Genomic DNA, 13,509 nt, shown 5'->3' with positions numbered 1-13,509 from the left:
AAATAAAAATAACACGAGGTTCAGGAGAGAAATCGTGGAAATGGGCACAGGCTCCTTCCAGGCGCAGTTGCATCGTCTGTATCAGGAACATCACGGATGGCTCTGCTCGCTGCTAAGACGCAGGTTGGGCAATAGCTGCGACGCCGCGGATCTGGCGCACGACATCTACCTTCAGCTGCTGCGCAAGGGACACATCCCCACGGCGGCCGAGTGCCGTCGCCATCTGATGCAGATCGCCAAGGGCAAGGTGATCGATCTCTACCGCCGGCGTGCGCTGGAGGCCCGCTACCTCGAGCAGCAGAGCTACCAGCCCGACGCTCAGGCCCCCTCGGAAGAGCTGCGCGCCATGCAGCGCGAGGCGCTGGGAGCCGTCGCATCGGCCCTGCAACGCCAGTCCCCCAAGATCCGCCAGGCCCTGCTGCTCTCCCGCCTCGGCGGCCTCGGTTATCAGGACATCGCCAGCCAGCTGCAGGTGTCCGTTTCATCGGTCGAGAAGTATATCGCCCAGGGCATGCAAAGCTGCCATCGCAGCCGGCCCGGCGGCGGCATCTGACCCGGATGGGGGAAATGAAAAGATTCATTTGAGGTTTTTTGTCCCCCATACGGAAAACCACAGAGATCCGGTCGCTCGTTGCGGCCACCATCACTTCACCGTGGAGAAATAGCCATGAAGGCAGACGATGTGCAGTGCCCCGAGGCCAATGCTGGCGGGCCCATCAGCCGCGTGCTGGCCCCCATTCGCGGCCACCTGATCGCCGCCGCCCTGCTGGCGGCCATCGGCGCCATGCTGACCCTGGTCCCGCTGGCCGGGATCGCCCACCTGGCGGGCCTGATGCTGGCCGATGCCGCCGTGCCAGGCGACGCAATCACCGCAGTGCTCGGGATCAGCCTGGCCTGCCTGTTTGGCGGCATGCTCCTGCTCAGCGCCGGCGATCTGGTGGCCCATCTGGCCGACAACCGCATCACCGGCCAGTTGCGCCAGGCCCTGACCCGGCGGCTGGCCCGGGTGCCCCTTGGCTGGTTCACCGCCCGCGCCTCGGGGGAGGTCAAACAGGCGATGCAGGACGACATCGGCACCCTGCACAGCCTGACGGCCCACTTCTACACCACCCTGGGCCGCTGCAGCGGCGCCGTGCTCATCTCCCTGATCTACCTCTTCGCCATGGACTGGCGGATGGCCCTCATCGCCCTCTCCCCCTTCCCGCTCTTCTTCCTGTTCTCCGCCCGCGCCCACCGCGCCAGCGCCGCCAACATGCAGCAGTTCGGCGCCGGCATGGCCCGCATCAACAACGCCGTGGTGGAGTTCGTGAGCGGCATCCCCGTGGTCAAGGCCTTCGGCGTGCAGGGCCGGCTGCACACCAGCTACCGCAACGCCATCGATGACTTTGCCCGCGCCTTCACCGATTTCACCCGTCCGCTGGTCGCGGCCATGGCCAACGCCAACGCCATCATGGCCCCCGCCTCGGTCTTGGGGGTGGTGCTGGCCGGCGCCGTGGTGATGGTACGAGCGGGCGCCATGACACCTGCCGAGGTGCTGCCCTTTGTGCTGGTAGCGCCGGGGCTGTGCGCCCCCCTGATGCTGCTGAGCTACCTCAAGCACGATCTCGGCAGCGCCACCGCGGCCGCCGAACGGCTCCACGCCCTGCTCGCCACCCCGGTATTGACGGAGCCCGCCGCCGGCACCGGTTTGCAGCCGGCCGACAACACCCTGCACCTCGAGCAGGTGAGCTACCGCTACGACGACCAGACCCCGGTGCTCAGCGAGCTGACCGTCCCCCTGACCCCGGGCACGGTCACCGCCATCGTCGGCGCCTCCGGGGCCGGCAAATCGACTCTGGCCAGGCTGCTGCTGCGCTTCTTCGACCCGAGCGAGGGGCGCATCACCCTGGGCGGGGTGGACCTGCGCGATCTCGAGAGCCGCGAGCTCTATCGCCACATCGGCTTCGTGCTGCAAGAAGTGCGCCTGGTGCACGCCAGCCTGCACGACAACATCGCCCTCGGCCGCCCCTGCGCCAGCCGCCAGGAGGTCGAGGCCGCCGCGCGCCGCGCCAACATCCACGACCGCATCCTGGCCCTGCCGCGGGGCTACGACGCCGTGGTCGGTGAGGACGCCAACCTCTCCGGCGGCGAGCTGCAACGGGTCAGCATCGCCCGCGCCCTGCTGCTCGACCCACCGGTGCTGGTGCTCGACGAGGCCACCGCCGCCGCCGACGCCGACAACGAGGTAAAGCTGCAACAGGCGCTCTCCACCTTTGCCCGCGGCCGCACCCTGGTCGTCATCGCCCATCGGCTCGACACCGTGATGCACGCCGACCGGATCCTGGTGCTCGACAACGGCATCCTGTGCGAACAGGGGCGCCACCACGAACTGCTGGCCCGCCGCGGCCGCTATGCCCGTCTGTGGGAACAGGGGGGATACGACATTCCCACCCAGACCCACACCCCTCATCAGGAGGCCGTCCCCACATGCTGAACACCTTCCTGCGCCTGCTCGGCGACGACGCCGTCCTGCTGCGCCGCTACGGCCTGCTGGCCCTGCTCTACGGCCTGCTCTGCGGCCTGACCCTGGTCTGCCTCATCCCGGTGCTCACACACCTGCTGCGCGCCGAGACCGACGCCGCCACCGGCTGGCTGCTGGTGCAGCTGATCGGCGTGCTGCTCTGCTGGAACCTGCGCCGCCGGGTGGAAAAGGCCGGCATCGCCGTGGGGATCGCGGTGCTGCGCACCGGCCGCCACGCCCTGGGCGAGCACGTGGGCAGCCTGCCCATCGGCTGGTTCACCCCGGCCAACACCGCCCGCCTCAACCACCTGGCCTCGCAAGGCATGATGGAGCTGGCCCAGCTGCCGGCCCACGTCTTCACCCCCCTGCTCGGCGGGGTGATCACCCCGCTGGTGGTGCTGGTGGCCCTGTTTGCCCTCGATGTGCAGCTCGGCCTCATCGCCCTGATCGCCCTGCCGCTGCTGGTGGCGGTCTTCCTGCTCACCACCCGCCTCAACCAGCACGCCGACCAGACCTTCCACCAGCATGCCGCCGATACCAGCCAGCGCATGGTGGAGTTTGCCCAGGCCCAGTCGGTGCTGCGCGCCTTCAACGGCGAGCAGGGGGGGACCCGCTTCCTCGAGCAGGCCATCGCCCAGCAGCAAGCCTCCGGCAGGCAGCTGATCCGGCTCACCGCGCTGGCCTCCGGGCTCAACGTCTGGGCAGTGCAGGCCTGCTTTGCCACCCTGTTGCTGGTGGCCACCCAACACCTGGGCGGTGCCGACAGGGAGAGCCTGATCGCCGCCCTGGTGACCCTGGTGCTCATCAACCGCTTCATCGACCCCTTGCTCGACGTGGCCGGCTACAGCGACGTGCTGCGCGGCGCCCGTGCCCAGCTGGCGGCCCTGCAAACCATGTTCGACTACCCGGCCCAGCCGCAGCCGGCCACTCCTGCCACCCCGCTGGATGGCTCAGTGGAGCTGCGCGGGGTGCACTTTGGCTATGACCCGGCCCACCCGCAGGTGCTCAAGGGGGTGGATCTGGCGGTGGCGCCCGGCAGCATGACCGCGCTGGTCGGTGCCTCGGGCTCGGGCAAGAGCACTGTGCTGCGGCTTATCGCCCGCTTCTTCGACGTCGGCGAGGGTGCCGTGCTGGTGGGAGGGGTGGACGTGCGCGCCATGAGCGGTGAGACCCTGGCCAGTCACATCAGCCAGATCTTCCAGGATGCCTATCTGTTCCAGGGCACCATTGCCGACAACATCCGCATCGGCAAGCCCGAGGCCAGCGATGCCGAGCTGCTGCACGCCGCCCATCAGGCCGGAGTGAGCGAGATAGTCGAGCGCCTGCCGCTCGGGCTCGACACCCAGGTTGGCGAGGGTGGTGCGCGCCTCTCGGGGGGCGAGCGCCAGCGGATCGCCATCGCCCGCGCCCTGCTCAAGGACGCCCCCATCCTGCTGGTGGATGAGGCCACCGCCGCGCTGGATGCGGAGAACCAGGCCGCCATCACAGAGACGCTGGCCCGGCTGCGGGGCAAACGCACCCTGATCGTCATCGCCCACCAGCTCTCGACCGTGGCCATGGCCGATCAGATAGTGGTGCTCGACGATGGCATGGTGTGCGAGCAGGGCCCCCACGCCGTGCTCAGTCGCCAGCCGGGGCGCTACGCCCACTTCCTGGCGCAGCGCGCCAGCGCCAAGGGGTGGCGCCTGACCGGAGAGGACGCGTGAGGGCGCTCCTGCTGCCGGCGACCCTGCTGGTGCTGGCCGCGTGCTCCCTGCTGATCGGGGCGCGCCCCCTCCCGCTGGCGGAGCTCTTCGCCGGGGATGGCCTGCTCACCCTCACCGCCAGTCGCCTGCCGCGGCTGGCGGCGGTGCTGTTGACCGGCGCCGGGCTGGCGGTGGCCGGCGTCATCCTGCAGCAGATAGTGCAGAACCGCTTTGTCGAGCCCGCCACCTCCGGCGGGCTCGACGCCGCCAAGCTCGGCATCCTGATCGCCCTGACCCAGCTGCCCGCCACCGGCACCACCGGCCGCATGCTGGTGGCGCTCGCCTTCTGCTTTGCCGCCAGCCTGCTGTTCATCGTCATCGTGCGCCGTATCCGCTTCAAGAATACCGTGCTGATCCCGGTGATCGGCCTCATGTATGGCAGCGTGCTGAGCGCCCTCGCCGAGTTCTACGCCTACCAGCACAACATCCTGCAGAGCATCCAGGGCTGGATGCTGGGGGATTTTTCCAAGGTGGTCGAGGGCAACTACGAGATCATCTACCTCATCCTGCCCATCACCCTGCTGACCTATCTCTACGCCCACCGCTTCACCGTGCTCGGCATGGGGGAGGAGGCCGCCGCCAGCCTGGGGCTCGGGTACTCGGCCACCGCCACCCTCGGCCTGCTGCTGGTGGCAGTCACCGTGGCCGCCACCGTCATCACGGTCGGCGCCATCCCCTTCGTCGGGCTGGTGATCCCCAATCTGGTGGTGCTGCGCCACGGCCAGCACCTGAGAAAGACCCTGCCGCTGGTGGCCCTCTACGGTGCCCTGCTGCTGCTGGCGTGCGACCTGCTGAGCCGGCTGCTGATCCACCCCTTCGAGGTGCCCATCGGACTCACCGCCGGCAGCCTCGGCGGCGTGCTGTTCCTGCTGCTGATCCTCTGGCAGCGCCGATGAGAGAGACTCTTATGCGTTACGGGATCTGGGGACTGCTGGCCCTGCTCGCCGCGACCTTTGTGCTGTTCGGGTCGGATCTCGACACCGGCTACATCATCCCCCAACGGCTGTTGCGCCTGGCCGCCATCACAGTCGCCGGCGTCTGCATCGCGGTCTCGGCCATCAGCTTCCAGACCCTGGCGGGCAACCGTATCCTGACCCCCGCCATCATGGGGTACGAGGCGGTCTATCTGCTGCTGCAAGCCCTGCTGGTGCTGGTGCTCGGCAGCCAGAGCCTGCTGCTGCTCGGGCGCGAGGAGAACGGCGTGCTGTCGCTGCTGCTGATGCTGGGGTACTCGGCCATCATCCACCGCTGGCTGTTTCGGCCCGGGCAGAGCGACCTGTTCCAGCTGCTGCTGACGGGGCTGGTGCTGACCATGGTGTTTGGCACCCTGACCCAGTTTGTCCAGCTCAAGACCAGCCCCGGGGAATTCGCCATCCTGCAGGGGTTCGGCTATGCCTCGTTCAACCGGGCCCAGCCGCTGGAGCTGCTGATGGGGGGCGGTCTGGTCGCCCTGGTCTGTCTCGTCATCGCCCGCCGCCAGGCCGAGCTCGACGTGCTGGCGCTCGGGCGCGAGCAGGCCAGCTCGCTCGGGGTGGATTACCGGCGAGTGGTACGCCTGCACCTGGCACTCATCGCCGTGCTGGTGGCCGTCTCCACCAGCCTGGTCGGCCCCACCGCCTTCATGGGGGTGTTCGTGGCCAACATCAGCTATGCCCTGGCGCGCACCTTCCGCCACCGGGTCACCCTGCCGCTCGGCTGCGCCATCGCCATCGCGCTCTTCATCCTGGCCCAGTTCCTGGTGGAGCAGATCTTCAACTACCGCACCACGGTCAGCATCCTCATCAACCTGGTGTGCGGCATCTACTTCCTCGCCCTGATGGTCAAAACCAGAGGATCGCCATGATCTCCCTCGAACAGGTTCACCAGCGCTACGGCGATCGCGCCGTCCTGCGCGACATCACAGTCGACTTCCCGGCCGGTCGGGTCACCTCGCTGATCGGCCCCAACGGCGCCGGCAAGAGCACCCTGCTGATGGCCATGGCCCGCCTGCTGCCCATCAGCCAGGGGCGGATACGCCTGGGGGGCACCGACCTGCACCGCTTCACCGCCCGTGACTACGCCAAGCGGGTCGCCACCCTGCGCCAGTCGCCGGACGTGGGGCTGCGACTGACGGTCGACGAGCTGGTCGCCTTCGGCCGCTTCCCCTACAGCCAGGGCAACCTGACCCGGGAAGACCGCATCGCGGTCGACGAGGCCATCGACTTTCTCTCCCTCTCCCCCTTGCGCCGGGCCTACCTCGACGAGTTGAGCGGCGGGCAGCGGCAGCTGGCCTATCTCGCCATGACCGTCGCCCAGCAGACCGACTGCCTGCTGCTCGACGAGCCCCTCAACAACCTCGACATGAAGCACGCGGTGCAGCTGATGCAGGCGATCCGCCGCCTCAGCGACGAGCAGGGGCGTACCCTGATCCTGGTGGTGCACGATATCAACTTCGCCGCCAACTATTCCGATCACATCGTCGCCATGAAGGGGGGCCTGCTTGCGGGCAGCGGCCCGGTCGCCGAGATGGTCACCCCGGCCAACCTGGAGGCGCTCTACGACCTGCGCTTCGACATACTGCCGAGCCAGCGCGGCCTGCTGTGCAACTACTTCAACCCAACCCCGTCTGGAGAATTGTTATGAGGATCAATACGATCACCGCCGTGCTGCTGGCCGCCATCGCAGGGCTCACCGGCTGCGACGCCCCCAGGGAGCAGGCCGCCACCGGGGCCAACGGCACCGTGGTCACCGTGACCCACCAGCTCGGCACCACCCGGGTCGTCACCCCGCCCAAGCGGGTGGTGGCCTTTGACATGAGCGAACTCGATACCCTGGATCAGCTGCAGGCTCCGGTGGCCGGCATCGCCAAGGATTACGTGGCGCACTTCCTGCAGCGTTACCGGGACGACCCGGCCGTGATGGACGTGGGCACCACCATCCAGCCCAACCTGGAGCGGCTACACAAGCTCAAGCCGGATCTCATCCTCATCTCCCCCCTGCAGGCCCAAAGCTACGAGGCGCTGAGCCAGATAGCCCCGACCCTGCACTACGACATCGACATGACCAACCGCGACGGCCACATCCTGGAGGCCGCCAAGGCCCACCTGCTCACCCTCGGCACCCTGCTCGGCCAAGAGGAGCTGGCCAAAGAGAAGGTGCAGCAGATGGACGCCAAGATCGCCGAGGTGCAGGCGCTGACGCGGGATCGCCCGGAAAGAGCGCTGATCGTGCTGCACAACAACGGCGCCTTCACCGCCTTTGGCACCCAATCCCGCTACGGCTTCCTGTTCGACACCCTGGGGGTCAAGCCGGCCGGATTGGAGCGGGACACCGGCATGCACGGCCAACCCATCTCCAACGAGTTCATCCAGCAGGCCGACCCGGACATTCTGTTCGTCATCGACCGCACCGCCGTGATGGAGCGACGCACGGCCATCGACGCCAGCACCCTGGACAACCCGCTGCTGCGCCAGACCAAGGCGTGGCGCAACGGCAAGGTGCGCTTCGTCGACCCCGAAACCTGGTACCTCTGCACCGCCAGCTTCACCTGCCTGAACCGCATCGCCGACGAGGTGATGGCCGCCTATCGCAGCTGATCCCCCGTGCCCGGCCAACGCCGGGCATCAATACGCAAATGAGAGTTATTTTTATTTGAGGATTTAAGAGTGTCATCCGGAAAGCATAAGGAGACAAAAACGCACTCCTCACCCTGAAAGGAATCCTGCATGCAGACATTGCACTCATCCTCCCTTGCCGTGCCGCGCCACGGACTCTCCCGCCTGACGCTGGCCATCCTGGCCGGCCTGCAACTGGGTAGCGCCTGGGCCGCCCCGGCTCCTCGTGAAGAAGCCACCCCCCGTCCCGACGAGGTCGTGGTGGTGGAGGGTCGCAAGGCCTACGCCGGCGGCCAGGTCGCCGCCGACAACCGGGTCGGCCTGCTCGGCAACAAGCCCTTCCTTGAGACGCCGTTCAACACAATCAGCTACACCGAGGAGTACATCGAGGATCGCCAGGCCCAGGACATAGGCGCCGTGGCCGGTGCCACCAACCCCTCGGTCTATGTGCCGAGCAAGCGCAGCCTGTTCGAGACCTTCTACATCCGCGGCTTCAACACCAACGCCAACGACATCACCTTCAACGGCCTCATCGGCATGGCGCCGAACATGCGCAGCTCCACCGAGATGGCCTCGCGGGTCGACGTGCTCAAGGGGCCATCGGTACTGCTCAACGGCATGCCGCCGGATGGCAGCGTGGGCGGCAACATCAACATAGTGCCCAAGCGCGCCGGCAAGACCCCCCTGGCCAAGGTCACCGCCAGCTATGAATCGGACGGCCTCGGCGGCGTGCACCTGGACCTGGGTCGCCGTTTCGGCGACGAGCAGCAGTGGGGGGTACGCTTCAACGGCGTCTATCGGGACGGGGACACCGCGGTCAACGACCAGCAGCACAAAATGGAGCTCACCTCGGTCGGGCTGGACTGGCGTGGCGAACGGGCCCGCGCCTCGGCCGATCTCTACCGGCAGCACGAGCGGGTGGACGGGGTGAACTACTTCGGCATCTTCTCGGTCGCCAGCCAGGTGACCCAGCTGCCCGAGCCCAAGCGTGGTGACTACTCCCTGGCGCCGGCCTGGGCCTACACCATCAACGACACCAAGGCCGCCGTGCTGCGCGCCGAGTATGATCTGACCGACAACCTCACCGCCTTCATCGCCTGGGGCCAGCGTGACGGCGGCTACAGCGCCCTCATCACCCGCAACACCCTGCTCAACGACGCCGGCGACATCAATGCCATGGCGGCCCGCTCCGAGCGGGACGGCACCCAGCGCTCCGGCGAGGCGGGTCTGCGCGGCACCTTCGGCACCGGCCCGGTCGATCACGCCTGGTCGCTGGCCGCCACCCGCTACACCTCGGAGCAGACCTTCCGGGACAAGATGTTCTTCAACCACGCCATGACCAACTACGACCAGCTGGACTTCGGGCCCGCGCCGGATCTCGCCGGGTACGGTGCCGTCACCTCGCGCAGCGAGGCGACCCTGGCGAGCGTGGCGCTGGTCGATACCCTCTCCTTCCTCGATGGCGACCTGCAGTGGACCCTGGGGGCCCGCCGCCAGACGGTCGAGAGCAGCAACTTCAACGGCAGCGGCGACCAGACCGCCCGCTACGAGGAGAGCCGGGTCTCGCCCGCCACCACCCTGCTGATCAAGCTGCGCGACGATTTCGCCGTCTACACCAACTACATCGAGGGGTTGAGCCAGGGGGGGGCGGCGCCGAACACCGCCAGCAATGCCGGCGAGATCATGAAGCCCTATCAAACCAAGCAGTATGAGGTCGGTGCCAAGCTGGATCTGGGCCACTTCGCCCATACCCTGAGCCTGTTCCAGATCGCCAAGCCGAGCGCCTACACAGACCCCAGCTCCAACGTCTACGGGGTCTACGGGGAGCAGCGCAACCGCGGCATCGAGTGGGATCTGTTCGGTGAACTCACCCCCGAGCTGCGCCTGCTGGGCGGGGCCTCTTACACCCAGGCTGAGCTGACCAAGGCGCTCAACGAGAGCAACGTCGGCCACCAGGCCACCGGGGTGCCCAAGTGGATGGCCAAGCTCGGCGCCGAGTACGATCTGGCCGCCGTGCCGGGGCTGACCCTGACCGGCAACACCCAGTTCATCGGCGAGCGCTTCGTCACCGATGACAACCGCCTCTCGCTGCCCTCCTACACCACCTTCGATCTGGGTGCCCGCTACACCATGCGGATCGCCGATCACGCCCTGACAGTGCGGGCCGCGGTGCAAAACCTCACCGGTCGCGACTACTGGATCGGCTCCTGGTCCGGCGGCGACGGCAGCGGCCTCTCCGGCGGCCTGGGGGCGCCACGCACCTTCCAGCTCTCCACCTCGCTCACCTTCTAAGCAGCAGAAAAGCCATTGTCAAAATGGCTTTTCTTTTATGTGCCTCGGATGCCGGCCCGGCCGGCTTGCGCCAGATCGGATTTTCACGCCGCACCGACAGCATCTGACTCACTTGTGCGGTATGCTGTCACGCTCACGATCAACCATGACCTCTGTTGAGGCCTGCCTTATGAAATACCTAGTAGTTCAAACCAAACAGATAGGGGATGTACTGATCTCCACCGCGCTGTGCAACAACCTCAAGCAGAATGACCCAAGCGGCGAGGTTCACTATCTGGTCATGGATTATTGCGCGGGTATGGCGCAGGGCAATCCCAATATCGATCGGCTCATCATCATCGAGAAGGCCAGGCGCAACGAGTGGCGCTACATGAAGGATCTGCTGCTGGCCATTCGCCGCGAACGCTACGATGTGGTGGTCAACAGCCAGGGCCAGATGATCGGCCTGCTCAGCTGCCTCTTCTCCGGTGCCCGCCTGCGCATCGGGTTTGACTCCTTCCCCTGGCGGCTCGGCCACAACCGCATCGTCCGTTTTCGCAAGGACACCGAGTTTCAGGGCAACAGCACCCTGGTCGACGACCGCTTCTCGCTGCTCAAGCCGCTCAAGCTGGCCCGCGAGGATCGCAACTACTACCTCTGGCTGAGTGAAGAAGAGAAACAACAAGGAAGGGATGCCCTGCTGACCGCTGGCGTCGACCTGAACCGCCCGCTGATCGCCATGGGCGTCAACTCGCTAGGACACTACAAGCGCTGGCCCATCGACTGTTTCGCCAAGGTCGCCCAGTGGCTGATCGAGCAGCGCAATGCCCAGATCCTGATTTACTGCGGGCCGGGAGAAGAGGAGTACAACCGCGGCCTGAAACCGCTGCTGCCCGCCACCCTGCAAGCCAGCGTCTTCGACCACATCAAGACCCGCTCGGTACGAGAATTGGTGGGGCTGTTCGCCCACTGCCGGCTGTTTGTCGGCAATGACACCGGCCCCCGCCACATGGCGCAGGCCATCGACCTGCCCCTGCTGACCATAGTGGCCCCCGGTGGCGACAAGATCATCGCCAACCCGGTCAACCACCCCCGCTATCAGGCCATCGATGTGTTCGATGCCAAGGGGCCCGGCTTCCAGCTGCCGCAGAACGCGGAGAAGGACTTCATCGACGAAGCCCTGCTGCGCGCCATCACTCCCGAGCTGGTGATTGCACGGCTGACAGCGCTGCCTGATTGGCAAGCAGCCACGCCCTGAAAGTACGCTCGAATTCGGCCAGATCGAGGGAGTTGATATCCTGCTCCCTGGTATTGGTCGAGAACAGCACTGTGGCTGACGGGGAGTTGGGGTGCCACTCGAGGAAGTTCTCGTTGCCGCCACCTATGTCCGGGTTGTAGAGGCCAAGAATGGGCTTGTGCAACCCGGCGGCGATGTGCACCGTCGCCGTGTCCACCGAGATCAACCCCTGACACTGGCGCAGCTGGGCAAACAGCCCGGCCAGCGAGGGTGCATCCGGTGACAACAGCAGGCGCTCCGGTTGACTCAGGCCGGCCCGGATCCCGGCCACTTCTTCTTCCATGCCCGGCGGATAGAGCAGGCAGATGGCGCAAGAGCCGGCCGCCAGCATCTGCTCAATCATCTGGCTGATAAGCTCGGGCCGCAGACGGCGGGAGCTGCCACTGCCGTACGGGTTGAAACAGAGGACCGGCGCGGCCGGCCACCAGCCGGCCAGCGCATCGGGCGGGCTCATGGTCGGGACTATGTACTGCTGATCCGGATTGCTCACGCCGAGCCGCTGCAGCAGCAGGGCAAACTTGTCGGAGAAGTGCATGCCGCTGGAGGCCTTGCCCAGCTTGAGGTTGACCGCCTGCAGGGCATCGTCCATGCCGGCGACCCAATCCGCCCTGACCTGACTGATGAAGAAGATATCCTTCATTTTCAGCATCTTGCCAAAATGCACCAGGCACTCCACTTCCCCCAGCGAATGGGCCAGCCGCTTGAGCTGGCCATAGCCCGGCCGCTTGGGCACCTCTATCACCTTGTCCATGCCGAAATGATCGCGAAACAGGGGCGCCATGGCCGCGGTCGTGACGATCCACACCTCCCGCTCCGGGCTGGCGCGCTTGATCTCGCGGGCCACCCAGGACGAGACGATGGCATCGCCCAGTTTGGCATCCCAGCGCAGCAACACTATCTTCCCCTTGCGCTCGTGCAGCGGAGCCGGCCGCTTGCGATCGAACAGCAGCTGCCCCAGCTTGCGGCGAAGAATGTCACGCTGGAGTTGCAGATCGTTGATTAATGACATGAATCCACCAGAAGGGCCGTTGAATTGGGAGAACGATAATACCAGCCTGACGCGGCTAGAGCGCCATCAGGGCATCGACCTGACGACTGATCTCGGCCGGCGACAGGGCCGCCAGCTGATCCGTGGTCGAGCGCAGGATGATATTGCGACCCGCCAGCGGAATGAAGGCATCGCGCCAGCGCTCGTTGTTCATCAACACCAGGGTGGGCACCCCGAAGGAAGAGGAGATATGGATGATGGAGGTATCGGTGGAGATGACCCCTCGCGCATCCTTGATAATCTTGGCGGCATCGAGAATGGTGTCGGGAAACAGCGCTCTCATGTCTTGCCGTGAACAGACCACGGGCTGCCTGGAGAAGACCAGGTAGGAGATCCCCTCATAGGCAGGCAACTGCGCCAGGATGCCGTCAATCTGCGCCTCCGTCATCGAGTTGCCGACCTGGCTCCCCGTCAGGTTGACCAGCAGATAACGGCCATACGCACGGGTATCCAGCTGCTCATTGCAGGGGGACGGTATGCAGACCGGCACCCCGGTCTGCTCGCCGGTCACGCTGAGCATGCGATAGACGAAGTGATCCCGGCTGGGACGTGACGACACTATGGTGGCCTTCTTGTTGAACAGCGGCAGCAACTTCTGCTGCCCTTCGCTCTTGAAGCGCAGGGGCAACGACTGCAAGCGCCCGTTGGCCAGCAACAGCAACTTGGCCATGGCGATATCGTCAGGCTCGTCAAACAGATTGATCACCAGGTCATATCGCCGCTGCCTGAGTTCACGCAGCTTGCACCACATGCTCACCGGCAACAGGGTGTCGTTGAGGGTGATCACGTGACATTCGTCGATCCCGACGACCGACGCCGCCAGCAGCTGGTTGCGCTGGCTGCACACCAGCTCGAGGCGCGCGGCGGGGTACATCTCCCTGAGCCGGGCAATGGCGGGCAGGGTAAGAATGAAGTCGCCGATGGCGTCATAACCGACCACCAGCACCCTCTCCACCTGCGCTCCGGCAGGGCATGGGGCGGCGTCAGGCTCTCTGCCAATCAGCCATCTGGCAATGGAATGGGTAAGCAACTTTTTGAGGTTCATGGGTCATCCA

Annotated in this window: 11 protein-coding genes; 9 read left to right on the top strand and 2 right to left on the bottom strand. The window is 66.1% G+C overall.

The genetic code is table 11. The annotated features are described in order from the left end of the window. The first annotated feature begins 40 nt into the window (after positions 1-40). The 9 genes from I6L38_RS19835 to I6L38_RS19795 all read left to right on the top strand — a co-directional run bounded on the left by I6L38_RS19835 (position 41) and on the right by I6L38_RS19795 (position 11,367). Complete coding sequence (locus I6L38_RS19835; RefSeq protein WP_043170526.1) at positions 41-553, top strand: sigma-70 family RNA polymerase sigma factor; 513 nt, start codon at positions 41-43, stop codon at positions 551-553. A 114-nt stretch (positions 554-667) separates the two neighbouring features. Continuing rightward, positions 668-2,473: an ABC transporter ATP-binding protein gene (locus tag I6L38_RS19830; RefSeq protein ID WP_201882933.1), complete on the top strand. Its 1,806-nt coding sequence runs from the start codon at positions 668-670 to the stop codon at positions 2,471-2,473. After that, on the top strand, positions 2,467-4,206 hold the full coding sequence (locus tag I6L38_RS19825) for an ABC transporter ATP-binding protein (protein WP_043170524.1): 1,740 nt from the start codon (positions 2,467-2,469) through the stop codon (positions 4,204-4,206). The genes I6L38_RS19830 and I6L38_RS19825 overlap by 7 nt, the downstream gene beginning before the upstream one ends. Next, positions 4,203-5,141 carry an ABC transporter permease gene (locus I6L38_RS19820; RefSeq protein WP_042005554.1) on the top strand — a complete coding sequence of 313 codons (939 nt, stop codon included), beginning with the start codon at positions 4,203-4,205 and terminating at the stop codon, positions 5,139-5,141. Before I6L38_RS19825 ends, I6L38_RS19820 begins: the two co-directional genes overlap by 4 nt. Before the next feature lie 11 nt (positions 5,142-5,152). Continuing rightward, positions 5,153-6,088, top strand: a complete 936-nt coding sequence (locus I6L38_RS19815; protein WP_302055690.1) for an iron chelate uptake ABC transporter family permease subunit — start codon at positions 5,153-5,155, stop codon at positions 6,086-6,088. Next, positions 6,085-6,867, top strand: a complete 783-nt coding sequence (locus tag I6L38_RS19810; protein WP_216988869.1) for an ABC transporter ATP-binding protein — start codon at positions 6,085-6,087, stop codon at positions 6,865-6,867. The genes I6L38_RS19815 and I6L38_RS19810 overlap by 4 nt, the downstream gene beginning before the upstream one ends. Continuing rightward, entirely contained in the window at positions 6,864-7,820 is a 957-nt protein-coding gene (locus tag I6L38_RS19805; RefSeq protein ID WP_216988868.1) for a siderophore ABC transporter substrate-binding protein, read from the top strand. Before I6L38_RS19810 ends, I6L38_RS19805 begins: the two co-directional genes overlap by 4 nt. 129 nt (positions 7,821-7,949) lie before the next feature. Beyond that, positions 7,950-10,130, top strand: a complete 2,181-nt coding sequence (locus I6L38_RS19800; protein ID WP_216988867.1) for a TonB-dependent siderophore receptor — start codon at positions 7,950-7,952, stop codon at positions 10,128-10,130. Positions 10,131-10,299: 169 nt separating this feature from the next. Next, positions 10,300-11,367, top strand: coding sequence for a glycosyltransferase family 9 protein (locus I6L38_RS19795; protein ID WP_216988866.1), 1,068 nt, complete (start codon positions 10,300-10,302; stop codon positions 11,365-11,367). Here I6L38_RS19795 and I6L38_RS19790 read toward each other — a convergent pair. Continuing rightward, positions 11,303-12,415, bottom strand: coding sequence for a glycosyltransferase family 9 protein (locus tag I6L38_RS19790; RefSeq protein ID WP_216988865.1), 1,113 nt, complete (start codon positions 12,413-12,415; stop codon positions 11,303-11,305). The two genes, I6L38_RS19795 and I6L38_RS19790, sit on opposite strands and share 65 nt — an antisense overlap. 55 nt (positions 12,416-12,470) lie before the next feature. Then, entirely contained in the window at positions 12,471-13,499 is a 1,029-nt protein-coding gene (locus tag I6L38_RS19785; protein ID WP_216988864.1) for a glycosyltransferase family 9 protein, read from the bottom strand. Between the last annotated feature and the right edge of the window lie 10 nt (positions 13,500-13,509).

This window comes from Aeromonas sp. FDAARGOS 1408, assembly GCF_019048665.1.
Classification (GTDB): domain Bacteria; phylum Pseudomonadota; class Gammaproteobacteria; order Enterobacterales; family Aeromonadaceae; genus Aeromonas; species Aeromonas dhakensis.
This window is presented reverse-complemented; position numbering and strand designations above follow the sequence as displayed.

Coding starts and splice junctions, on each gene's coding strand:
- I6L38_RS19835 (WP_043170526.1), top strand. CDS start 41: ATGGGCACAGGCTCCTTCCAGGCGCAGTTGCATCGTCTGTATCAGGAA.
- I6L38_RS19810 (WP_216988869.1), top strand. CDS start 6,085: ATGATCTCCCTCGAACAGGTTCACCAGCGCTACGGCGATCGCGCCGTC.
- I6L38_RS19830 (WP_201882933.1), top strand. CDS start 668: ATGAAGGCAGACGATGTGCAGTGCCCCGAGGCCAATGCTGGCGGGCCC.
- I6L38_RS19805 (WP_216988868.1), top strand. CDS start 6,864: ATGAGGATCAATACGATCACCGCCGTGCTGCTGGCCGCCATCGCAGGG.
- I6L38_RS19795 (WP_216988866.1), top strand. CDS start 10,300: ATGAAATACCTAGTAGTTCAAACCAAACAGATAGGGGATGTACTGATC.
- I6L38_RS19800 (WP_216988867.1), top strand. CDS start 7,950: ATGCAGACATTGCACTCATCCTCCCTTGCCGTGCCGCGCCACGGACTC.
- I6L38_RS19825 (WP_043170524.1), top strand. CDS start 2,467: ATGCTGAACACCTTCCTGCGCCTGCTCGGCGACGACGCCGTCCTGCTG.
- I6L38_RS19785 (WP_216988864.1), bottom strand. CDS start 13,499: ATGAACCTCAAAAAGTTGCTTACCCATTCCATTGCCAGATGGCTGATT.
- I6L38_RS19790 (WP_216988865.1), bottom strand. CDS start 12,415: ATGTCATTAATCAACGATCTGCAACTCCAGCGTGACATTCTTCGCCGC.
- I6L38_RS19815 (WP_302055690.1), top strand. CDS start 5,153: ATGCGTTACGGGATCTGGGGACTGCTGGCCCTGCTCGCCGCGACCTTT.